This is a genomic window from Marinomonas maritima, assembly GCF_024435075.2.
Classification (GTDB): domain Bacteria; phylum Pseudomonadota; class Gammaproteobacteria; order Pseudomonadales; family Marinomonadaceae; genus Marinomonas; species Marinomonas maritima.
On sequence record NZ_JAMZEG020000002.1, the window covers coordinates 452,749 to 475,343 of the forward strand.

The window sequence follows — 22,595 nt, forward strand, 5'->3', positions numbered from 1 at the left end:
TTTTACTACTTGCAGGACTAGAGCAAAAAAGGCGACCGATCGGTCGCCTTTCAAATCTTTATATTTCCAGTTTAATAAGCGGGCTTATCGCTGCGTTTCATCTGCATACGACGTAAAAACTCCGACATGATGTGCATGTAAAGCTCGTCGCCGAGATATTTATCTTCTACGCCACGGTCGATACTTGGGTTGTCGTTTACTTCGATAACGTAGCCACGTCCGTTAATTTCTTTCACGTCGACACCGTATAAGCCGTCGCCAATCGGTTTGGTTGCGGCAATGGCTGCTTGCAATACGCGACGTGGCACTTCAAATGTAGGTAGTGTGTCAAAGCCGCCACTTTCGCTTGAGCTTTCGCTGTGTTGGTAGATCTGCCAGTGGTCTTTCACCATGTAATAACGACACGCAAAGATAGGTTTGTTGTTTAACACACCAATACGCCAGTCGAATTCTGTATACAGGTATTCTTGCACCAATAACAAAGACGATTTTTTGAACAAGGTGTTCAGGCTTGCTGTTAAGGCTTCGCGGTTTTCTGCCTTGATCACGCCTTTAGAAAACGCGCCATCAGGGATTTTAACCACCATTGGGTAGTTAATAACGGCTTCTAAAGCGCCTTCTACGTCTTTTTCACCTTTATGTACGATGCGTGTTTTTGGGCAGGGTACTTTGTGAGTGTTGAACAAGTCGGCCAAATACACTTTGTTGGTACAGCGCATGATGGATTGCGGGTCGTCCATGACTACCAAGCCTGCGGCTTCGGCTTTTTTGGCGAAACGATAGGTGTGGTGGTCTATGTTGGTCGTTTCACGAATGAATAGACCGTCGTATTCCGGCAATCGCATGATGTCTTTTGGACCGATCATGTCGACTTGAATGCCAAGTTGTTTACCGGCCTGTACGAATTTCTTCAGGGCTTGTATGTCACTTGGTGGCATCGCTTCTTCTGGGTTGACCAACATGGCAAGGTCGAACTTTGCCGTACGCAAGGCGCGGCTTTTGTTCCAAACCTTGGTGCTAAAAGCTTCTAAGGACTCAGCGAATAATGTTTCCTCTTCGTCGTTCAAGTTTTTGTGCGATGTGATTTGTAAATCGCTCACTTGCCAAGTTTTACGGAATTTTAATTTCACTTCCAACACAGGGCAAGCAAAGGCTTCGAACATTTTGCGTGCGAATTCCTTCATTTCTGGTTGTGTGGTTTTGCCAAATACGCAATGGAAATTAAGCTCGGTTGGCGCATCTGGTGTACCGAGTTTTTGTGCTAACGCTGGTAATAGTTGTGCGACTTGCATCTCGTACAAGGTTTTTTTACTGATGTCGTTCAATACTCGCACGGAAGGCATAACGTGATGACCACGGCTTTCTGCCAGCAGAGAGCAATAATACCCATCGGATAGATATTTGCTGCTTTTACAAAGGTTGATAATGCGCGTACGCCCTTGGCTTTTGGTTGCCAAGTTCAGGTATTGAGTAAACGTGATCACTCGATCACTGGGTAAAAATGCGGACCAATCTTTGGCCTGATCAACAACAATGTACGTCTGTGACATTGGCTTTGCTTTTCCTTCTAAATAGAATCAATAAAATCTGTTTATGTTGCCTTGTTGAAGGGCGTTTCAGCGTTTTTTATGTGCTGTGGATTTTCGCGAATAGTGCGCTTGTTTTTGTGTTTTAACAATAGACTAAAACATAAAAAAAATAATTTCTTTTGGTTAGAAAATAATCTGTTATTTTAGAAAAGTTACGCTATCTTTTTAAATATATTCGCCCTAGAATGCGCGAAAATTATCATCGTTATTTTTTCAGCTTTTATAGCCAAATAAATGGACGACCCTAGCGATCTTTTGCCCTTCTCTGAGGCGATTTAATGACCAAAACCAGCACTGCAGCGATCCCCCTTAACCCGACGACAAATACGGAAGCCGCAACGACGCAAAAAAAGTCTTCTCACGTCGACATTCGTTCGGCCAGTGTGGATGATTTAAAAGCCTTGTTGGCGCTTGAAGACAGCGCTTTTACGGGCGACCGTTTGAGTCGTCGTAGTTTCCGTCGAGCGATTACCAGCACAGGGTCGGCGTTGTTGGTGGCGGTGGGGGAAGACCAAAATCTGCTGGGTTATGCGTTGTTGCATCTACGACAAGGTACGCGATTGGCGCGTTTGTATTCTTTGGCAGTGTCGCCACAAGCGCGAGGCTTGGGTATTGGCAAGGCCTTGATCCAAGCGTGCGAACAAAAAGCCATTAAAAAGGGCAAGATCTTGCTTCGTTTAGAAGTGAGTGATGTAAACCAGAATGCCATCGCGTTATATCAGACCATGGGTTACCGAGAATTCGGCCATTACGATGCCTATTATGAAGACCAGACTGACGCCATTCGTATGCAAAAACGCCTTCGTCATGGGGCGAGCGAGCAAACCACGCGACCTTTGCCTTGGTTGGCTCAAGGTACGCCATTTACTTGTGGTCCGGCGTCGTTGCAAATGGTGTTGTCTGCGCTGCACCCTGAGTATCAAGCCACACCGGACGATGAGTTAGAAATCTGGCGAGAAGCGACGACGATTTTCATGACGTCGGGTCACGGTGGTTGTCATCCTATGGGCTTGGCGTTGGCGGCCAAAAAACGTGGTTTATCGGCGGATGTTTGGCTGAGCGAAGAAGGGCCGTTGTTTGTCGACAGTGTGCGTAACGAGCTTAAGAAAGACGTAATTACACGCGTACATCAAAGTTTTGTTAAACAATGTGATGAAGCCGATGTGGCCGTTCATTATTCTGTGATGCCGTTAGAGCAGTTAATTGAAGCGTTCGACTCAGGCGCGCTGGCGATTATTTTGATTAGTACTTTTCGTATGGATGGTAAAAAAGCCCCGCATTGGGTGGTGATGTCGGGTTACGACGAACATTGTATTTTGGTGCATGATCCCGATTTGGACGATGACACTAAATTGGCTGATGATCCGCCAAGTCCACTTGATTGCCAATTCGTTCCCATCGCGCGCAATGAATTTGAAAAAATGTCCCGTTTTGGACAAAGTCGTCTACAGGCGACGGTTGTTTTGAAAAAGCAATAATTCACTTTCCTCTTTATCTGTAATAGAAAGGGGCTAATGCTATTAGCCCCTCTTACACCGTTTTACACAAGACTCTAAACACTTGGTTTTAAATGCTGGCATGGTATTGTTCGTTGATATGAAACGGATTAATCAAGGAGTGGTGTTATGAAGGTTGCGTTTACCAGTGACAATATTGCCGGTGCGTCTGATTCTGTATGGCAAGCCATGATGGAAGCTTCCCAAGGCGATGCGATGCCATATGGTAACGATGATACGACGGCGGAAGTGACGACTATGTTGTCGGCGTTGTTTGAATGTGAGGTCGATGTGTTTCTGGTGTCAACAGGGACGGCAGCGAATGTATTGAGCATCAGTGCGATGACGCCGCCTTGGGGTAGTGTGTTGTGCCATTCAGAAAGTCATTTATTGAATGATGAAAGTACCGCGCCGGAGTTTTATACGGGTGGCGCTCGTTTTGTTGGTATTGGTGGGGTGGACGCCAAGATAGACCCCGTCATGCTTAAAAAAATGGTAAATCAAAAAGTTGGTGATGTGCATTCTTGTCAGCCGTCTGCGGTGAGTATTTCGCAAGTCACGGAAGTGGGCAGTGTTTATTCATTAGAGGAACTTCGAGCGATTACTCATGTCTCAAAAGAAGCGGGCTTGCTGGTTCACATGGACGGTGCTCGTTTTGCGAATGCTTTACTGTCGTTGGATTGTACTCCTGCTCAAATGACGTGGAAGGCTGGCGTGGATATTGTGTCATTTGGGGCCACGAAAAACGGCACAATGGCGGCGGAAGCGATTGTGGTGTTCAACAAAACATTATCAAAAGAGTTAGGGTTTCGTCGTAAGCGTGGTGGGCATTTGCACTCAAAAATGCGTCTATTATCGTCGCAAATGAAAGCCTATTTGACGGATGATCTTTGGCGAAAAAATGCTGAACATGCTAACGCTATGATGGCTTTGTTGCAGGCCGGTTTGGCTACGATTCCAAGTGTGAGGATCAACACGCCTGCCCAAGCAAATATGTTATTTTGTACCCTACCAGAAGGCATGGCAGATCATTTGTTGGCTGAAGGTTTTGCTTTCTACGGTGGTCGTTGGGACGAGGGCGTCATACGTCTTGTTACGTCTTTTAGAACGCCGCCAGAAGGTGTCGAAGCGTTTGTTGAGTGTGCTCGACATTTCGCAGCAATGCGCTTTGAGAGATAGGGTGTTTTTGTTAATGACTTTTCATCATGAAGAGTGCCTACTAGGCGGGCGATAGGTTTGTCTAATCAGACAGTCGCCGTATCGTCTTGCTTGTTTTTTTGAAAGCAAAACAGAAATAAATTTTCATTTCGAATGATAAAGGATTTTGGACTATGGAAGAGTTACTTCAATATGTATTAAACGTGCAGGTTCTGGTACTCGTACTAGTGGTTGTATTACTAAAGAATTCAATTAAGTTTGTGCCACAAAATCAGGCGTATGTTGTTGAGCGATTTGGTAAGTATCAATCAACGAAAGAGGCAGGGCTGAATTTCATCCTACCGTTTATTGACCGTATTTCAGCGGATCGCTCTTTAAAAGAGCAGGCTGTCGATGTGCCTGAGCAAAGTGCGATCACTAAAGACAATATTTCACTTAGTGTGGATGGGGTATTGTACTTCCGTGTGCTAGATCCATACAAAGCAACTTATGGCGTGGACAATTATGTTTTCGCGGTGACTCAGTTGGCGCAAACAACGATGCGTTCTGAGTTAGGTAAAATGGAATTGGATAAAACGTTCGAAGAGCGCGATGTTCTTAACACCAATATTGTGACGTCTATCAACGAGGCTGCGGGCCCTTGGGGTATTCAGGTGTTGCGCTACGAGATTAAAGACATTGTGCCACCACAATCTGTGATGGAAGCAATGGAAGCCCAAATGAAAGCGGAACGTGTAAAGCGTGCGCAGATTTTGGAATCGGAAGGGGATCGTCAAGCGGCGATTAACCGTGCCGAAGGTAAAAAAGCCTCTGTGGTTTTGGCGGCAGAAGCGGATAAAGAAGAGCAAGTGTTACGTGCTGAAGGTGAGGCGAAAGCCATTGTCGCTGTGGCATCGGCTCAGGCAGAAGCTTTGCGTCAAGTCGGTGAAGCTGCAGTCACGGAAGAAGGCCAAAAAGCCATTCAGTTGGATTTGGCGACAAAAGCGATTGAAGCGAAGCACGCTATTGCCAAAGAGTCCTCTGTTGTCTTGTTACCCGATAGCGCAACGGATGCTTCTGCTGTAGTGGCTCAAGCCATGACGATTATTCAGAAATTGTCGAAAGGGAGCTAAGTATGGATTTCTTTACCAATAATCTGGCGCAAAGCCTTTTTGTTGTTGGTTTGATCCTTTTGGTTGTTGAAGTCACTGTGTTGGGTTTCTCGACCTTTGTATTGTTTTTTGTTGGCTTGGCCTCAATGGTAACTGGTGCTTTGCTGTATCTGGGCATATTGCCGGACAGTATATTGAGTGCCATGTTTAGTACCGGTATTCTTACGTTGATCGCCGCGTTGTTACTATGGAAGCCTCTGAAACGCATGCAATCGAATGTGAGCTCTAAAAAAATCAAGAGCGATTTTACAGACCATCGTTTTATCTTAAAAGAAGCGGTGTCATCGACGCAGTCTCCTAAGCACCATTATTCAGGTGTGGAGTGGGCTTTGATCAGTGACGAGCCGATTGCAGCAGGAACGAAAGTGGAAGTGACAGAAGCCGAGGTTGGTAAGCTGCACATCAAAGCGGTCGAACCTGAGTAGAGAAATTTATTGAATAAAAGGCGCTAGAAAAACGCCAAGTGGGAGTGATCCTGTGAAGTGACCCCCAATAGTTGGACAACCAATATTGGGGGTTCTTTTTTATGTCAAAATACAGTCGTACTTTTAAAGTCGCATTAGCTCAACAATGTCTTAATGGTGTTTCATCACCAAAGGCGCTTGGAAAACAGCTGTCTATTCCACACAGTCAGATTCGCTATTGGAGCAAGGTCTATAGCTTCAATGGTAAAAAATCCTTTCTACCACCAAAATCTCCTCGTACCGCTAAAGATAAAGCCGATATTCTTAAAAGAATGTGGTCAGAAAATTGGTCATTACATTACACAAGTGCCTTTTACAATCTTTCCTCTCCCGGTACGCTTTGGGTATGGCTACGTGAGTTTGATCAATCAGGATTCCAAGGCCTCCAACCTAAACAGCGAGGGTGCACTTCTATGAAAAAACAGAGCCAAGAATCAAATGATAAATCTATTGATGAAATGACCGTAGAAGAGCTTCGTGAGGAGCTGGAATATCGTCGAACGGAGGTAGCTGTTTTAAAAAAGTTAGAAGCCTTGGACGAGATGAAACGCCAACAAGCCAAGAAAAAGCGTCAATCGTCCAAGGGTTAAGAGATCGGTTTAAGTTACCGAATTTACTTCGATCGTTGTCATTGCCGAGAAGTGTGTTTTATTACCACTGTCAACGATTAGCACAGCCTGATTCGTATGCTGAAGCGAAGAAAAAGATACAAGAGATCTTCCATGAACATAAAGGCCGTTATGGTTATCGACGTATCACCACAGAGCTTCGTAAAGCAAAAATAGAACTGAATCATAAAAAAGTGCAAAAGCTGATGAAATTATTGGGGCTTAAATCTAAAGTACGTCCTAAACGCTATCGCTCTTATCGAGGCGAAATAGGACGTATCGCTGACAATCTCTTATGCCGAAACTTCAAAGCGGACAGGCCGAGCGAGAAGTGGGTCACCGACGTGACAGAGTTTAATATTAAAGGGCAAAAAGTATACTTATCTCCCGTGATTGATCTGTTTAATCAAGAGGTGATTGCCTACCAGATTAAAAAAACAGCGCATTTACCGCTCGTGACTGACATGCTAAAAGAAGCTATGAGTGGCCTAAAAGAAGGAGAAACACCGATATTACACAGTGATCAGGGTTGGCAGTACCAGCAAAAGCAAACACGGCATCTTTTGGAGAAACATGGACTACAACAAAGTATGTCACGAAAAGGAAATTGCTTGGACAATGCTATGGCTGAGAACTTTTTTGCATTACTAAAAACGGAAATGTTCCATGGTGAAACCTTCGAGGATGCAGATGATCTGATCCAAAAACTTGAAGAGTATATTGATTACTACAATACAAAACGAATAATAATGGGGTTAAATGGCCTGACTCCGGTAGAGTACCGAAATCAGGCATTGTTAGCAGGTTAATAAAGTGTCCAACTTTATGGGGTCACTTCATCTGCTTGGCGTTTTTTATTTTAATGCTCTATGACTGGCTTGTGTCTTTTGGCAACCAAAGTGAAATCACACTGGCGAGCAGTAAAAAGCCGAATGATACCCATAAACAGTTGATTAAGCCAAACTCCTGATAGACCCAGCCGGACAATAAAGTGCCGACTAATCGACCCATGGCGTTGGCCATGTAGTAGAAACCGACGTCCATAGAGACACCTTCTTTACTGGCGAATTGGATGATCAGGTAGCTGTGTAAAGACGAGTTAATGGCAAAGATTGCACCAAATAGAATGAGACCACCTAGCAAAACAATCAGAGGATAAAATGCCAGTTGCAGACCAATTGCGATGACGGCGGGCAGGACTGCTAATGCCAATGCCCAAAGTGTAACAGTTTTGGCGCTGGGAATTTGATTGTTGCGCTTGCCAGTAATGTGCGGCGCTAGACTTTGTACTATGCCGTAACCAATCACCCAAAGTGCGAGAAAACCACCAACACTCCAATGATCCCAGCCAAATTGGCTGCTTAGAGACACGGGTAGCGCGACCACAAACCACACATCCCGAGCACCAAATAAAAAGAGTCGCGCAGCAGAGAGAATATTTACCTCTGGGCTTTTCGAAAAAATCTGCGAAAACTTGGGTTTGTTGCTCGCTTTACCAATGTCGTCTCCCAATTTCCATAGACTAAGCAGCCATACAACGCCAAGGGCTATGGTCATGATTAGAATGGCTTGGTGAAACCCTACCGTTGTGAGTAATAGGCCGCCAAGAAAAAAGCCAATGCCTTTTAAAGTGTTCTTTGATCCAGTTAACAACGCGACCCACTGGTACAGTTGGCTATTTTCTCCTTTTGGTACTAAGACTTTAATAGCGCTTTTAGCGCTCATTTTATTGAGATCTTTGGCGATGCCAGACAACGCTTGTGCGATCATGACCCAAACGACCGTGAGCCAAGGCGTCGGCACGAGCAACATGCTGAGAGCTACAATCTGCAGACCAAGCCCTATGTTCATGGTTCGGTTTAAGCCCCATCGTGCGCCGAGCCAACCACCAAACAAATTCGTTACCACACCAAAAGCTTCGTAAAATAAGAAGAGCAAGGCAATCTCTAATGCGCCATAGCCCAGTTCGTAAAAATACAAAACAACCAGCATGCGCAGAGCGCCATCGGTGAGAGTAAAGCACCAATAGTTACCGGTTACGATAAGATATTGGCGAACATCATTTGATAGTTGTGAAAGCATAGGGCGGTTATTCGCTTCGTTTTTTGCAGTTTTATGGTTTTTAAATGAAAGCGGTTTAAACCGCTTGGTCTAAGCGTCCTACTTTACGCATAAGCTCGGCAGTGCGGTTGGCGTAACCCCATTCGTTGTCATACCAGACGTACAGCTTCACTTGCGTGCCGTTGACCACCATAGTACTTGGCGCGTCTATGATGCTAGAGCGAGGGTCAGTTTTGTAATCGACTGACACCAGAGGGCGTTCTTCGTAGCCCAATATGTCTTTCAACTCGTTTTCACTGGCGGCTTTTAGGATCTGGTTGATTTCTACTTCCGTGGTCGCGCGATTCATTTCGAATACGCAATCGGTTAGCGAGGCATTCGTCAACGGTATGCGCACGGCATGGCCGTTTAGTTTGCCTTTTAGTTCTGGAAATATATGTGTAATAGCGGTCGCGGAGCCGGTTGTTGTTGGAATCAAACTGGTACCACACGAGCGAGCGCGACGTAAATCTTTGTGCGGCGCATCAATGATGGTTTGGGTGTTGGTGATACTGTGAATCGTCGTCATTGAACCGTGTTTAATGCCAATGGATTCGTGCAGAGCTTTCACCACTGGCGCTAGGCAATTTGTGGTACATGATGCGGCGGTGACGATAGGGTGTTGGCTTGGGTCGTAGTCTTGATCGTTGACGCCCATGACAACATTCAGTACGCCGTCTTCTTTTACGGGCGCTGTGATGACCACTCGCCTCACGCCTTGATCAAGGTAGGCTTGTAAAAGGGCTTTGGTTTTCATTACGCCAGTTGCTTCGATAACCACATCGCATTGTGACCAATCTGTCGCGGTGATATCACGATTCTGCGTGCAGGCGATGGTTTTTCCATTGATGATAATATTATCGCCTTCACTGGTGGCGTTGTGTGTCCAGCGGCCATGAACGGAGTCGAAGTTAACCAGGTGAGCGAGCGTAGCCGTATCACCGGCGACGTCGTTGATTTGAACGAACTCTATGTCGTCCCAGTCAAAGGCAGCACGAAACGAAAGGCGACCCATACGTCCGAATCCGTTTATTCCTACTTTAATCGTCATTATTTGTCCTCGTGAAAATACATTAAGTGATTAGCGGCAAGTGCCTGTTCGCTTTGGTCGGCCGCCCATGGTTTCGAGTTGGTTAATATTGCCTTTCAGCCACAAAACCTGATTATCTAACGTGATTTTTAAGACATTCTTGGCCCAGCTTGGTAGTTCAGGGTGAAGTCGATAAAACACCCATTGTCCTTGTCTGCGATCGCTCAGAACGCCGCCTTTTCGTAGCTGGGCGAGATGTCGAGAAATTTTGGGTTGTGTTTCATTAAGCGCCGCCATGAGCTCGCAAACACAAAGTTCATTGTATTGAGTAATTAGTAATAAGCTTCGCAAGCGAGTGTCATCTGCGAGTGCCTTATAAAATAGATCGGGGGTCATTTAAATTTGACTCTGTTATAGCGTTGTTTGAAGTATATCGTCTAATGCATATATATGTAAAATCATATATTTGATTTTTAATATATTTAATCTAACTGTCATATTTATTTTTTGTGGGTGATTCAAAGTACAAGATGTGGGTGATTCAAAGTACAAGATGTGGGTAATTAAAAAGGGCGAATCCCGAAGAAGGCGCCCTTTAAAAGAAATTTTTGAATGGTTAGCGAAGAATTAAAAGAGGAATGTTACTTTCAATGATCATTTTAGTGGTGTTGCTCCCGACAAAGAACTGACGAACTTTTGAATGTGCATAAGCCCCCATTGCCATTAGCTCGATGTTATTGTCGTCACGGTATTGGGTTAATACTGGATAAATCTTACCTGGTCGAATGCTTGATATAACGTCGAAGCCTTCTTCTTCAAGAATGGCTTGCGCTTCTTCTAGTTTGGCACGTCTTTCAGGCGTATTATCACCCGCCATAACAAGATGGCATGGTAGACCTATCAATAATGGACTTTGAGCAATCCGCGCAATGGCATTGTCTGCGGCTTCGCGACCATCATAAGCAATCATAAAGTTTTTTGGTGCTTTAAATTTACCGACGCTGATCAGGATAGGTTTGTGTAAAGTACGCGCCACACGTTCAATGTGTGAACCAACCGTGTGAGCGTCCATCGTATGGCTGATGCCGAGTCGACCTATAACAACCAATCTAGTCTCTTCTTCAAGATCAAGAAGGTTTTCAACAAGGTCGCCATGACGCTGTAACTCTTCTACAAGTTTAGCGCCGACTTTTCTGGCTAATTCTCTGGCGTTTTCAAGAACGAGTTTTCCATGCTCTAGTGCCAGTTTAGCGCGCTTTACATCTAAAGCGACAAGTTCATCTAACAAGTGCTCTCGACTACCGAACCCAATAGATCCAGACAAATCGTCATTGGTTCGCAGGGCTTCTTTCTCTAAGGAGTGCAGCAAAGTCAGTGGGCAGCCCATTTGTTTGGCAGCCCACACCGATGCGGTGGTGACATATTCTGATAAAGCAGAACCATCGATACAGGCAATAATATTTGTCATTGTTGCACTCCTTCTTTTTCTTATTTAAAAGTATAGAAAGTATGTTGTGTAGCCACTTATTATTAGTGGCCGCCCATGACTTTCTCGACTTCTTCAGGATTATTATGAACACCAAATTTATCGACGACGGTCGCACTGGCTTCATTCATTCCCACAACATCAACCTCGGCACCTTCACGACGGAATTTGATGACAACCTTATCTAATGCAGAGACTGACGTGATGTCCCAAAAATGTGCGTCAGATAGATCGATAGTGATTTTTTCGGCGGCTTCTTTAAAGTCAAAAGATGCAGTAAATTGGTCTGATGACGCAAAAAATACTTGGCCGATAACTTTGTAGGTGCGGTGTTTTGTGACTTTATCTTGATTGCTTTTAACCACCATAAAGCGCCCGATTTTGTGTGCGAAAAACAAAGCGGCAAGCAAGATGCCGACAAACACTCCCAACGCTAAGTTGTGTGTGTAGACCACAATAGAAACGGTCGCCAACATAACAATATTAGTCGATAACGGGTGTTTTTTCAGGTTGATGACCGATTCCCAAGAAAATGTACCGATAGACACCATGATCATCACGGCAACTAAAGCGGCCATTGGGATTTGACCAATAAGATCGTCAAGAAAAACCACCATGATCAACAATAGGAGACCAGCAATAAATGTTGATAAACGACCGCGTCCTCCAGACTTTACGTTGATAACCGATTGTCCGATCATGGCGCAACCTGCCATGCCGCCAAGTAAACTTGAACCTATGTTAGCGATACCTTGGCCTTTGCACTCACGATTTTTATCACTGGTTGTGTCGGTGAATTCATCAACGATGGTGGCTGTCATCATAGACTCCAATAAACCCACAACCGCAAGGCCGATAGAATAAGGCAAGATAATCATCAATGTCTCCAGTGTTAGTGGAACATCAGGCCATAGGAAAATGGGTAGGGTATCTGGAAGTTCGCCCATGTCTGATACGGTACGAATGTCTAATCCATAAGTCATGGCAAAAACAGTCAGTACAACAATACACACTAATGGAGAAGGAAGGGCTTTACCTATAATAGGAAGCAAAGGGAAAAGGTAAATAATGCCCAAGCCAGCGGCTGTCATTGCATAAACGTGCCAAGTGACATCCGTTAACTCCGGTAACTGAGCCATGAATATGAGAATGGCTAAGGCGTTTACAAATCCAGTTACAACGGATCGTGAGACAAATCGCATCAAGGAGCCAAGTTTCAAATACCCAGCAAAAATTTGAATAACACCGGTTAATAGGCTGGCAGCAAGTAAATATTCCAAACCGTGGTCTTTTACCAATGTCACCATTAGTAATGCCATGGCTCCAGTCGCTGCAGAAATCATCCCAGGACGACCGCCAACAAAAGAGATGATCACGGCGATACAAAAAGATGCGTATAAGCCAACTTTAGGATCTACGCCCGCAATGATGGAAAAAGCAATGGCTTCGGGAATTAAAGCAAGTGCAACCACTGTACCAGCGAGGGAGTCGCCTTTAATGTTCGAGAACCAGTCTCGTTTTATCGAATCGATCATTTACTACCTTCTGAATTTAAAAGAAAAATACGCTGTCGCTTTTTATAAAAAAATAAGCTTGGGATTATTGCGCCACCTTGTGGCAAATGCATGACGTTGCCTTAAGGGCTCATTGCTCGAGTCAAGAATAGACTCAGAAATAGGTTACGGGCGTAGTTAAAGTGGCTGTAACGCTAAGGCCTGTGCCCGAAATTGCGGAAATTATAAAGATTTGATGGTTTTTTAGCAATCGTAAGCCCGTTTAAGGCCGCGATTTTTATAAAGATAGCGTTAATCGATAAATAAGCGTATCGACTGTACCAAGGTACAATAGATACTTTGCTTTTATTCTTCTATCTTGTCAGTAATCATTAAATTATTCCGTCTTATCTAGAGTCCAGGAGATTCACCATGAGCGACAATCAAATTCCTTTTGCAACGATGGGTAATGCCATCGGTTTCGTTACTAAATTAAACGGTTCTGTAACGATTGAATCTATCGACGGGCAAGAGCGGATAGTAAAGCTAGGTGATCCAATTTTCTTTGGCGAGACGGTTGTTACTGGAAGTAATAGTAGCGTTACGATCGAGTTTATTGACGGCACCGATGTGGTCATCGGTGGCGACTCTATCATAGAGATGACGGACGAAATTTATAATACAGGCGATAATGAAGATCTTGTCGCGGATTCTTCTTCCGAAATTGATGCATTACAACGTGCCATTTTAGCGGGTGATGACCCTACCCTTATTCAAGATGCGCCAGCAGCAGGTAACGCACTTGCTGACCAGCAACGTTTCGATGTGTCTATTGAGCGAAATGACGCACAAAACAGTCTTCCAACCTACGGTTATGACACAGGCAACGGTAGTGGTGGTCAAGGGGGTGAAAGTCAATATTCTGACCCCTCTTTATCTCGTGCGCTTAATCAAAACCCTTTGCTTATAAATTTGGATATTGATCCGATCACTGGAGACAGCATTATCAATGCGGCTGAGGCTGGCGGGATTGTTACTTTAACTGGTGTGGTTAATGGTGATGTATTCAGTAGTGGTGTCGTTACGCTTGTCATCAATGGTGTTACTTACAGCACCAATGTAAATCCAAATGGTACATGGTCTGTAGGTGTTGCTGGCTCTGATTTGAGTGCGGACTCTGACCGTATAGTAGATGCTAGTGTGGTTGTTACGAATGGTGCTGGACAGCAAGGTACAGCAGATTCAACAGAAAGCTTTATTGTAAAAACGAGCTCTAGAGCAACAATAAGTGTTAATTCAATTACTTCTGACGATGTAATTAATGCAGAGGAAAGTAATAGCACAATTACCGTTTCTGGTCGTGTGGGTCTAGACGCTTCCGCTGGCGATACGGTATCGATGACTATTAATGGAACCCTTTACACCACTGTTGTATTGGCAAACAAAACATGGAGCGTGGGAGTTTCTGGTAGTGACCTTGCTCAAGATGATTCCTTTCAAGTGTCTGTTGCAGGTCAGGACAGTGCTGGTAACCCATACACAGGAACTACCACTTCAACTCATACCGTTGATACAGAAGGGAACGAAACCACGGTAGATGCCGATGGCAACTGGACAGTGGATGTGGCGGGCAGCGACCTTGCGGCCGACACCGTGTTCGATGTGAACGTGGCGTCTACGGACGACGGGCAACCCAGTGACCTCAACAGGATCTTCAGAGCATACGGTCGTTCTAGAAGGGACAGAAGGCACAGTGACGGTTGATGCGATTACGTCTGATGACGTGATCAACGCGGCAGAAAGCGGACAAACCATCGCGGTGACAGGTACGGCGACAGGTGGCGATATCGCACCAGGCGATAAAGTGACCATGACGATCGCAGGTACGCCTTACGAAACCACGGTAGATGCCGATGGCAACTGGACAGTGGATGTGGCGGGCAGCGACCTTGCGGCCGACACCGTGTTCGATGTGAACGTGGCGTCTACGGACGACGTGGGCAACCCAGTGACCTCAACAGGATCTTCAGAGCATACGGTCGTTCTAGAAGGGACAGAAGGCACAGTGACGGTTGATGCGATTACGTCTGATGACGTGATCAACGCGGCAGAAAGCGGACAAACCATCGCGGTGACAGGTACGGCGACAGGTGGCGATATCGCACCAGGCGATAAAGTGACCATGACGATCGCAGGTACGCCTTACGAAACCACGGTAGATGCCGATGGCAACTGGACAGTGGATGTGGCGGGCAGCGACCTTGCGGCCGACACCGTGTTCGATGTGAACGTGGCGTCTACGGACGACGTGGGCAACCCAGTGACCTCAACAGGATCTTCAGAGCATACGGTCGTTCTAGAAGGGACAGAAGGCACAGTGACGGTTGATGCGATTACGTCTGATGACGTGATCAACGCGGCAGAAAGCGGACAAACCATCGCGGTGACAGGTACGGCGACAGGTGGCGATATCGCACCAGGCGATAAAGTGACCATGACGATCGCAGGTACGCCTTACGAAACCACGGTAGATGCCGATGGCAACTGGACAGTGGATGTGGCGGGCAGCGACCTTGCGGCCGACACCGTGTTCGATGTGAACGTGGCGTCTACGGACGACGTGGGCAACCCAGTGACCTCAACAGGATCTTCAGAGCATACGGTCGTTCTAGAAGGGACAGAAGGCACAGTGACGGTTGATGCGATTACGTCTGATGACGTGATCAACGCGGCAGAAAGCGGACAAACCATCGCGGTGACAGGTACGGCGACAGGTGGCGATATCGCACCAGGCGATAAAGTGACCATGACGATCGCAGGTACGCCTTACGAAACCACGGTAGATGCCGATGGCAACTGGACAGTGGATGTGGCGGGCAGCGACCTTGCGGCCGACACCGTGTTCGATGTGAACGTGGCGTCTACGGACGACGTGGGCAACCCAGTGACCTCAACAGGATCTTCAGAGCATACGGTCGTTCTAGAAGGGACAGAAGGCACAGTGACGGTTGATGCGATTACGTCTGATGACGTGATCAACGCGGCAGAAAGCGGACAAACCATCGCGGTGACAGGTACGGCGACAGGTGGCGATATCGCACCAGGCGATAAAGTGACCATGACGATCGCAGGTACGCCTTACGAAACCACGGTAGATGCCGATGGCAACTGGACAGTGGATGTGGCGGGCAGCGACCTTGCGGCCGACACCGTGTTCGATGTGAACGTGGCGTCTACGGACGACGTGGGCAACCCAGTGACCTCAACAGGATCTTCAGAGCATACGGTCGTTCTAGAAGGGACAGAAGGCACAGTGACGGTTGATGCGATTACGTCTGATGACGTGATCAACGCGGCAGAAAGCGGACAAACCATCGCGGTGACAGGTACGGCGACAGGTGGCGATATCGCACCAGGCGATAAAGTGACCATGACGATCGCAGGTACGCCTTACGAAACCACGGTAGATGCCGATGGCAACTGGACAGTGGATGTGGCGGGCAGCGACCTTGCGGCCGACACCGTGTTCGATGTGAACGTGGCGTCTACGGACGACGTGGGCAACCCAGTGACCTCAACAGGATCTTCAGAGCATACGGTCGTTCTAGAAGGGACAGAAGGCACAGTGACGGTTGATGCGATTACGTCTGATGACGTGATCAACGCGGCAGAAAGCGGACAAACCATCGCGGTGACAGGTACGGCGACAGGTGGCGATATCGCACCAGGCGATAAAGTGACCATGACGATCGCAGGTACGCCTTACGAAACCACGGTAGATGCCGATGGCAACTGGACAGTGGATGTGGCGGGCAGCGACCTTGCGGCCGACACCGTGTTCGATGTGAACGTGGCGTCTACGGACGACGTGGGCAACCCAGTGACCTCAACAGGATCTTCAGAGCATACGGTCGTTCTAGAAGGGACAGAAGGCACAGTGACGGTTGATGCGATTACGTCTGATGACGTGATCAACGCGGCAGAAAGCGGACAAACCATCGCGGTGACAGGTACGGCGACAGGTGGCGATATCGCACCAGGCGATAAAGTGACCATGACGATCGCAGGTACGCCTTACGAAACCACGGTAGATGCCGATGGCAACTGGACAGTGGATGTGGCGGGCAGCGACCTTGCGGCCGACACCGTGTTCGATGTGAACGTGGCGTCTACGGACGACGTGGGCAACCCAGTGACCTCAACAGGATCTTCAGAGCATACGGTCGTTCTAGAAGGGACAGAAGGCACAGTGACGGTTGATGCGATTACGTCTGATGACGTGATCAACGCGGCAGAAAGCGGACAAACCATCGCGGTGACAGGTACGGCGACAGGTGGCGATATCGCACCAGGCGATAAAGTGACCATGACGATCGCAGGTACGCCTTACGAAACCACGGTAGATGCCGATGGCAACTGGACAGTGGATGTGGCGGGCAGCGACCTTGCGGCCGACACCGTGTTCGATGTGAACGTGGCGTCTACGGACGACGTGGGCAACCCAGTGACCTCAACAGGATCTTCAGAGCATACGGTCGTTCTAGAAGGGACAGAAGGCACAGTGACGGTTGATGCGATTACGTCTGATGACGTGATCAACGCGGCAGAAAGCGGACAAACCATCGCGGTGACAGGTACGGCGACAGGTGGCGATATCGCACCAGGCGATAAAGTGACCATGACGATCGCAGGTACGCCTTACGAAACCACGGTAGATGCCGATGGCAACTGGACAGTGGATGTGGCGGGCAGCGACCTTGCGGCCGACACCGTGTTCGATGTGAACGTGGCGTCTACGGACGACGTGGGCAACCCAGTGACCTCAACAGGATCTTCAGAGCATACGGTCGTTCTAGAAGGGACAGAAGGCACAGTGACGGTTGATGCGATTACGTCTGATGACGTGATCAACGCGGCAGAAAGCGGACAAACCATCGCGGTGACAGGTACGGCGACAGGTGGCGATATCGCACCAGGCGATAAAGTGACCATGACGATCGCAGGTACGCCTTACGAAACCACGGTAGATGCCGATGGCAACTGGACAGTGGATGTGGCGGGCAGCGACCTTGCGGCCGACACCGTGTTCGATGTGAACGTGGCGTCTACGGACGACGTGGGCAACCCAGTGACCTCAACAGGATCTTCAGAGCATACGGTCGTTCTAGAAGGGACAGAAGGCACAGTGACGGTTGATGCGATTACGTCTGATGACGTGATCAACGCGGCAGAAAGCGGACAAACCATCGCGGTGACAGGTACGGCGACAGGTGGCGATATCGCACCAGGCGATAAAGTGACCATGACGATCGCAGGTACGCCTTACGAAACCACGGTAGATGCCGATGGCAACTGGACAGTGGATGTGGCGGGCAGCGACCTTGCGGCCGACACCGTGTTCGATGTGAACGTGGCGTCTACGGACGACGTGGGCAACCCAGTGACCTCAACAGGATCTTCAGAGCATACGGTCGTTCTAGAAGGGACAGAAGGCACAGTGACGGTTGATGCGATTACGTCTGATGACGTGATCAACGCGGCAGAAAGCGGACAAACCATCGCGGTGACAGGTACGGCGACAGGTGGCGATATCGCACCAGGCGATAAAGTGACCATGACGATCGCAGGTACGCCTTACGAAACCACGGTAGATGCCGATGGCAACTGGACAGTGGATGTGGCGGGCAGCGACCTTGCGGCCGACACCGTGTTCGATGTGAACGTGGCGTCTACGGACGACGTGGGCAACCCAGTGACCTCAACAGGATCTTCAGAGCATACGGTCGTTCTAGAAGGGACAGAAGGCACAGTGACGGTTGATGCGATTACGTCTGATGACGTGATCAACGCGGCAGAAAGCGGACAAACCATCGCGGTGACAGGTACGGCGACAGGTGGCGATATCGCACCAGGCGATAAAGTGACCATGACGATCGCAGGTACGCCTTACGAAACCACGGTAGATGCCGATGGCAACTGGACAGTGGATGTGGCGGGCAGCGACCTTGCGGCCGACACCGTGTTCGATGTGAACGTGGCGTCTACGGACGACGTGGGCAACCCAGTGACCTCAACAGGATCTTCAGAGCATACGGTCGTTCTAGAAGGGACAGAAGGCACAGTGACGGTTGATGCGATTACGTCTGATGACGTGATCAACGCGGCAGAAAGCGGACAAACCATCGCGGTGACAGGTACGGCGACAGGTGGCGATATCGCACCAGGCGATAAAGTGACCATGACGATCGCAGGTACGCCTTACGAAACCACGGTAGATGCCGATGGCAACTGGACAGTGGATGTGGCGGGCAGCGACCTTGCGGCCGACACCGTGTTCGATGTGAACGTGGCGTCTACGGACGACGTGGGCAACCCAGTGACCTCAACAGGATCTTCAGAGCATACGGTCGTTCTAGAAGGGACAGAAGGCACAGTGACGGTTGATGCGATTACGTCTGATGACGTGATCAACGCGGCAGAAAGCGGACAAACCATCGCGGTGACAGGTACGGCGACAGGTGGCGATATCGCACCAGGCGATAAAGTGACCATGACGATCGCAGGTACGCCTTACGAAACCACGGTAGATGCCGATGGCAACTGGACAGTGGATGTGGCGGGCAGCGACCTTGCGGCCGACACCGTGTTCGATGTGAACGTGGCGTCTACGGACGACGTGGGCAACCCAGTGACCTCAACAGGATCTTCAGAGCATACGGTCGTTCTAGAAGGGACAGAAGGCACAGTGACGGTTGATGCGATTACGTCTGATGACGTGATCAACGCGGCAGAAAGCGGACAAACCATCGCGGTGACAGGTACGGCGACAGGTGGCGATATCGCACCAGGCGATAAAGTGACCATGACGATCGCAGGTACGCCTTACGAAACCACGGTAGATGCCGATGGCAACTGGACAGTGGATGTGGCGGGCAGCGACCTTGCGGCCGACACCGTGTTCGATGTGAACGTGGCGTCTACGGACGACGTGGGCAACCCAGTGACCTCAACAGGATCTTCAGAGCATACGGTCGTTCTAGAAGGGACAGAAGGCACAGTGACGGTTGATGCGATTACGTCTGATGACGTGATCAACGCGGCAGAAAGCGGACAAACCATCGCGGTGACAGGTACGGCGACAGGTGGCGATATCGCACCAGGCGATAAAGTGACCATGACGATCGCAGGTACGCCTTACGAAACCACGGTAGATGCCGATGGCAACTGGACAGTGGATGTGGCGGGCAGCGACCTTGCGGCCGACACCGTGTTCGATGTGAACGTGGCGTCTACGGACGACGTGGGCAACCCAGTGACCTCAACAGGATCTTCAGAGCATACGGTCGTTCTAGAAGGGACAGAAGGCACAGTGACGGTTGATGCGATTACGTCTGATGACGTGATCAACGCGGCAGAAAGCGGACAAACCATCGCGGTGACAGGTACGGCGACAGGTGGCGATATCGCACCAGGCGATAAAGTGACCATGACGATCGCAGGTACGCCTTACGAAACCACGGTAGATGCCGATGGCAACTGGACAGTGGATGTGGCGGGCAGCGACCTTGCGGCCGACACCGTGTTCGATGTGAACGTGGCGTCTACGGACGACGTGGGCAACCCAGTGACCTCAACAGGATCTTCAGAGCATACGGTCGTTCTAGAAGGGACAGAAGGCACAGTGACGGTTGATGCGATTACGTCTGATGACGTGATCAACGCGGCAGAAAGCGGACAAACCATCGCGGTGACAGGTACGGCGACAGGTGGCGATATCGCACCAGGCGATAAAGTGACCATGACGATCGCAGGTACGCCTTACGAAACCACGGTAGATGCCGATGGCAACTGGACAGTGGATGTGGCGGGCAGCGACCTTGCGGCCGACACCGTGTTCGATGTGAACGTGGCGTCTACGGACGACGTGGGCAACCCAGTGACCTCAACAGGATCTTCAGAGCATACGGTCGTTCTAGAAGGGACAGAAGGCACAGTGACGGTTGATGCGATTACGTCTGATGACGTGATCAACGCGGCAGAAAGCGGACAAACCATCGCGGTGACAGGTACGGCGACAGGTGGCGATATCGCACCAGGCGATAAAGTGACCATGACGATCGCAGGTACGCCTTACGAAACCACGGTAGATGCCGATGGCAACTGGACAGTGGATGTGGCGGGCAGCGACCTTGCGGCCGACACCGTGTTCGATGTGAACGTGGCGTCTACGGACGACGTGGGCAACCCAGTGACCTCAACAGGATCTTCAGAGCATACGGTCGTTCTAGAAGGGACAGAAGGCACAGTGACGGTTGATGCGATTACGTCTGATGACGTGATCAACGCGGCAGAAAGCGGACAAACCATCGCGGTGACAGGTACGGCGACAGGTGGCGATATCGCACCAGGCGATAAAGTGACCATGACGATCGCAGGTACGCCTTACGAAACCACGGTAGATGCCGATGGCAACTGGACAGTGGATGTGGCGGGCAGCGACCTTGCGGCCGACACCGTGTTCGATGTGAACGTGGCGTCTACGGACGACGTGGGCAACCCAGTGACCTCAACAGGATCTTCAGAGCATACGGTCGTTCTGAAGGGACAGAAGGCACAGTGACGGTTGATGCGATTACGTCTGATGACGTGATCAACGCGGCAGAAAGCGGACAAACCATCGCGGTGACAGGTACGGCGACAGGTGGCGATATCGCACCAGGCGATAAAGTGACCATGACGATCGCAGGTACGCCTTACGAAACCACGGTAGATGCCGATGGCAACTGGACAGTGGATGTGGCGGGCAGCGACCTTGCGGCCGACACCGTGTTCGATGTGAACGTGGCGTCTACGGACGACGTGGGCAACCCAGTGACCTCAACAGGATCTTCAGAGCATACGGTCGTTCTAGAAGGGACAGAAGGCACAGTGACGGTTGATGCGATTACGTCTGATGACGTGATCAACGCGGCAGAAAGCGGACAAACCATCGCGGTGACAGGTACGGCGACAGGTGGCGATATCGCACCAGGCGATAAAGTGACCATGACGATCGCAGGTACGCCTTACGAAACCACGGTAGATGCCGATGGCAACTGGACAGTGGATGTGGCGGGCAGCGACCTTGCGGCCGACACCGTGTTCGATGTGAACGTGGCGTCTACGGACGACGTGGGCAACCCAGTGACCTCAACAGGATCTTCAGAGCATACGGTCGTTCTAGAAGGGACAGAAGGCACAGTGACGGTTGATGCGATTACGTCTGATGACGTGATCAACGCGGCAGAAAGCGGACAAACCATCGCGGTGACAGGTACGGCGACAGGTGGCGATATCGCACCAGGCGATAAAGTGACCATGACGATCGCAGGTACGCCTTACGAAACCACGGTAGATGCCGATGGCAACTGGACAGTGGATGTGGCGGGCAGCGACCTTGCGGCCGACACCGTGTTCGATGTGAACGTGGCGTCTACGGACGACGTGGGCAACCCAGTGACCTCAACAGGATCTTCAGAGCATACGGTCGTTCTAGAAGGGACAGAAGGCACAGTGACGGTTGATGCGATTACGTCTGATGACGTGATCAACGCGGCAGAAAGACAGTGACCTCAACAGGGACAGAAGGCACAGTGACGGTTGATGCGATTACGTCTGATGACGTGATCAACGCGGCAGAAACGGCGATAAAGTGACCATGACGATCGCAGGTACGCCTTACGAAACCACGGTAGATGCCGATGGCAACTGGACAGTGGATGTGGCGGGAGCGACCTTGCGGCCGACACCGTGTTCACAGTGACGGACGACGTGGGCAACCCAGTGACCTCAACAGGATCTTCAGAGATGTCGTTCTAGAAGGGACAGAAGGCACATGACGGTTGATGCGATTACGTCTGATGACGTGATCAACGCGGCAGAAAGCGGACAAACCATCGCGGTGACAGGTACGGCGACAGGTGGCGATATCGCACCAGGCGATAAAGTGAGGATCTTCAACTCATACCGTTGATACGTCGG

At 49.3% G+C, this 22,595-nt stretch carries 16 protein-coding genes; 10 read left to right on the forward strand and 6 right to left on the reverse strand.

The window, feature by feature from the left end:
- Positions 1-71: 71 nt before the first annotated feature.
- Positions 72-1,550, reverse strand: a complete 1,479-nt coding sequence (locus tag M3I01_RS08170; RefSeq protein ID WP_255895303.1) for a RimK family protein — start codon at positions 1,548-1,550, stop codon at positions 72-74.
- A gap of 317 nt (positions 1,551-1,867) precedes the next feature.
- Here M3I01_RS08170 and M3I01_RS08175 point away from each other — a divergent pair, with 317 nt between their 5' ends.
- The 6 genes from M3I01_RS08175 to M3I01_RS08200 all read left to right on the forward strand — a co-directional run bounded on the left by M3I01_RS08175 (position 1,868) and on the right by M3I01_RS08200 (position 7,275).
- Positions 1,868-3,067, forward strand: coding sequence for a GNAT family N-acetyltransferase/peptidase C39 family protein (locus M3I01_RS08175; RefSeq protein WP_255895304.1), 1,200 nt, complete (start codon positions 1,868-1,870; stop codon positions 3,065-3,067).
- A gap of 147 nt (positions 3,068-3,214) precedes the next feature.
- Positions 3,215-4,264 carry a threonine aldolase family protein gene (locus M3I01_RS08180; RefSeq protein ID WP_275565018.1) on the forward strand — a complete coding sequence of 350 codons (1,050 nt, stop codon included), beginning with the start codon at positions 3,215-3,217 and terminating at the stop codon, positions 4,262-4,264.
- 152 nt (positions 4,265-4,416) lie between these two features.
- Positions 4,417-5,355: an SPFH domain-containing protein gene (locus M3I01_RS08185; protein ID WP_255895307.1), complete on the forward strand. Its 939-nt coding sequence runs from the start codon at positions 4,417-4,419 to the stop codon at positions 5,353-5,355.
- A gap of 2 nt (positions 5,356-5,357) precedes the next feature.
- Positions 5,358-5,819 (forward strand): NfeD family protein, encoded by a 462-nt coding sequence (locus tag M3I01_RS08190; protein ID WP_255895308.1) that lies wholly within the window; start codon positions 5,358-5,360, stop codon positions 5,817-5,819.
- 101 nt (positions 5,820-5,920) lie between these two features.
- The gene (locus M3I01_RS08195; protein ID WP_255896507.1) at positions 5,921-6,448 is read left to right on the forward strand and encodes a transposase; all 528 of its coding nucleotides are present in this window, start codon (positions 5,921-5,923) and stop codon (positions 6,446-6,448) included.
- On the forward strand, positions 6,433-7,275 hold the full coding sequence (locus tag M3I01_RS08200) for an IS3 family transposase (protein WP_255896121.1): 843 nt from the start codon (positions 6,433-6,435) through the stop codon (positions 7,273-7,275). The genes M3I01_RS08195 and M3I01_RS08200 overlap by 16 nt, the downstream gene beginning before the upstream one ends.
- Before the next feature lie 58 nt (positions 7,276-7,333).
- Here M3I01_RS08200 and arsJ read toward each other — a convergent pair whose 3' ends face one another.
- The 5 genes from arsJ to M3I01_RS08225 all read right to left on the reverse strand — a co-directional run bounded on the left by arsJ (position 7,334) and on the right by M3I01_RS08225 (position 12,617).
- Complete coding sequence (gene arsJ, locus M3I01_RS08205) at positions 7,334-8,548, reverse strand: organoarsenical effux MFS transporter ArsJ (protein ID WP_255895311.1); 1,215 nt, start codon at positions 8,546-8,548, stop codon at positions 7,334-7,336.
- Positions 8,549-8,603: 55 nt separating this feature from the next.
- Positions 8,604-9,617 (reverse strand): ArsJ-associated glyceraldehyde-3-phosphate dehydrogenase, encoded by a 1,014-nt coding sequence (locus M3I01_RS08210; protein WP_255895312.1) that lies wholly within the window; start codon positions 9,615-9,617, stop codon positions 8,604-8,606.
- Positions 9,618-9,647: 30 nt separating this feature from the next.
- The gene (locus M3I01_RS08215; protein ID WP_255895313.1) at positions 9,648-9,992 is read right to left on the reverse strand and encodes a metalloregulator ArsR/SmtB family transcription factor; all 345 of its coding nucleotides are present in this window, start codon (positions 9,990-9,992) and stop codon (positions 9,648-9,650) included.
- Between the two features lie 220 nt (positions 9,993-10,212).
- The gene (locus tag M3I01_RS08220; RefSeq protein WP_255895314.1) at positions 10,213-11,064 is read right to left on the reverse strand and encodes a universal stress protein; all 852 of its coding nucleotides are present in this window, start codon (positions 11,062-11,064) and stop codon (positions 10,213-10,215) included.
- Positions 11,065-11,126: 62 nt separating this feature from the next.
- Complete coding sequence (locus M3I01_RS08225) at positions 11,127-12,617, reverse strand: SulP family inorganic anion transporter (RefSeq protein WP_255895315.1); 1,491 nt, start codon at positions 12,615-12,617, stop codon at positions 11,127-11,129.
- Between the two features lie 390 nt (positions 12,618-13,007).
- Between M3I01_RS08225 and M3I01_RS08230 the strand changes: the two genes are divergently transcribed.
- From M3I01_RS08230 to M3I01_RS08245, 4 genes are all read left to right on the forward strand, one after another.
- Positions 13,008-14,339, forward strand: coding sequence for a retention module-containing protein (locus M3I01_RS08230; RefSeq protein WP_275565019.1), 1,332 nt, complete (start codon positions 13,008-13,010; stop codon positions 14,337-14,339).
- Positions 14,272-21,195: an Ig-like domain-containing protein gene (locus tag M3I01_RS08235; RefSeq protein WP_275565020.1), complete on the forward strand. Its 6,924-nt coding sequence runs from the start codon at positions 14,272-14,274 to the stop codon at positions 21,193-21,195. Before M3I01_RS08230 ends, M3I01_RS08235 begins: the two co-directional genes overlap by 68 nt.
- Entirely contained in the window at positions 21,192-22,184 is a 993-nt protein-coding gene (locus M3I01_RS08240) for an Ig-like domain-containing protein (protein WP_255895319.1), read from the forward strand. The genes M3I01_RS08235 and M3I01_RS08240 overlap by 4 nt, the downstream gene beginning before the upstream one ends.
- Before the next feature lie 265 nt (positions 22,185-22,449).
- Complete coding sequence (locus M3I01_RS08245) at positions 22,450-22,587, forward strand: hypothetical protein (protein ID WP_255895320.1); 138 nt, start codon at positions 22,450-22,452, stop codon at positions 22,585-22,587.
- Positions 22,588-22,595 lie beyond the last annotated feature (8 nt).

What these genes read in the sequence shown, in the direction of transcription:
- M3I01_RS08245 (WP_255895320.1), top strand. Translation starts at nt 22,450, where the DNA reads ATGACGGTTGATGCGATTACGTCTGATGACGTGATCAACGCGGCAGAA.
- M3I01_RS08180 (WP_275565018.1), top strand. Translation starts at nt 3,215, where the DNA reads ATGAAGGTTGCGTTTACCAGTGACAATATTGCCGGTGCGTCTGATTCT.
- M3I01_RS08175 (WP_255895304.1), top strand. Translation starts at nt 1,868, where the DNA reads ATGACCAAAACCAGCACTGCAGCGATCCCCCTTAACCCGACGACAAAT.
- M3I01_RS08170 (WP_255895303.1), bottom strand. Translation starts at nt 1,550, where the DNA reads ATGTCACAGACGTACATTGTTGTTGATCAGGCCAAAGATTGGTCCGCA.
- M3I01_RS08215 (WP_255895313.1), bottom strand. Translation starts at nt 9,992, where the DNA reads ATGACCCCCGATCTATTTTATAAGGCACTCGCAGATGACACTCGCTTG.
- M3I01_RS08195 (WP_255896507.1), top strand. Translation starts at nt 5,921, where the DNA reads ATGTCAAAATACAGTCGTACTTTTAAAGTCGCATTAGCTCAACAATGT.
- M3I01_RS08230 (WP_275565019.1), top strand. Translation starts at nt 13,008, where the DNA reads ATGAGCGACAATCAAATTCCTTTTGCAACGATGGGTAATGCCATCGGT.
- M3I01_RS08220 (WP_255895314.1), bottom strand. Translation starts at nt 11,064, where the DNA reads ATGACAAATATTATTGCCTGTATCGATGGTTCTGCTTTATCAGAATAT.
- M3I01_RS08190 (WP_255895308.1), top strand. Translation starts at nt 5,358, where the DNA reads ATGGATTTCTTTACCAATAATCTGGCGCAAAGCCTTTTTGTTGTTGGT.
- M3I01_RS08225 (WP_255895315.1), bottom strand. Translation starts at nt 12,617, where the DNA reads ATGATCGATTCGATAAAACGAGACTGGTTCTCGAACATTAAAGGCGAC.
- arsJ (WP_255895311.1), bottom strand. Translation starts at nt 8,548, where the DNA reads ATGCTTTCACAACTATCAAATGATGTTCGCCAATATCTTATCGTAACC.
- M3I01_RS08185 (WP_255895307.1), top strand. Translation starts at nt 4,417, where the DNA reads ATGGAAGAGTTACTTCAATATGTATTAAACGTGCAGGTTCTGGTACTC.
- M3I01_RS08210 (WP_255895312.1), bottom strand. Translation starts at nt 9,617, where the DNA reads ATGACGATTAAAGTAGGAATAAACGGATTCGGACGTATGGGTCGCCTT.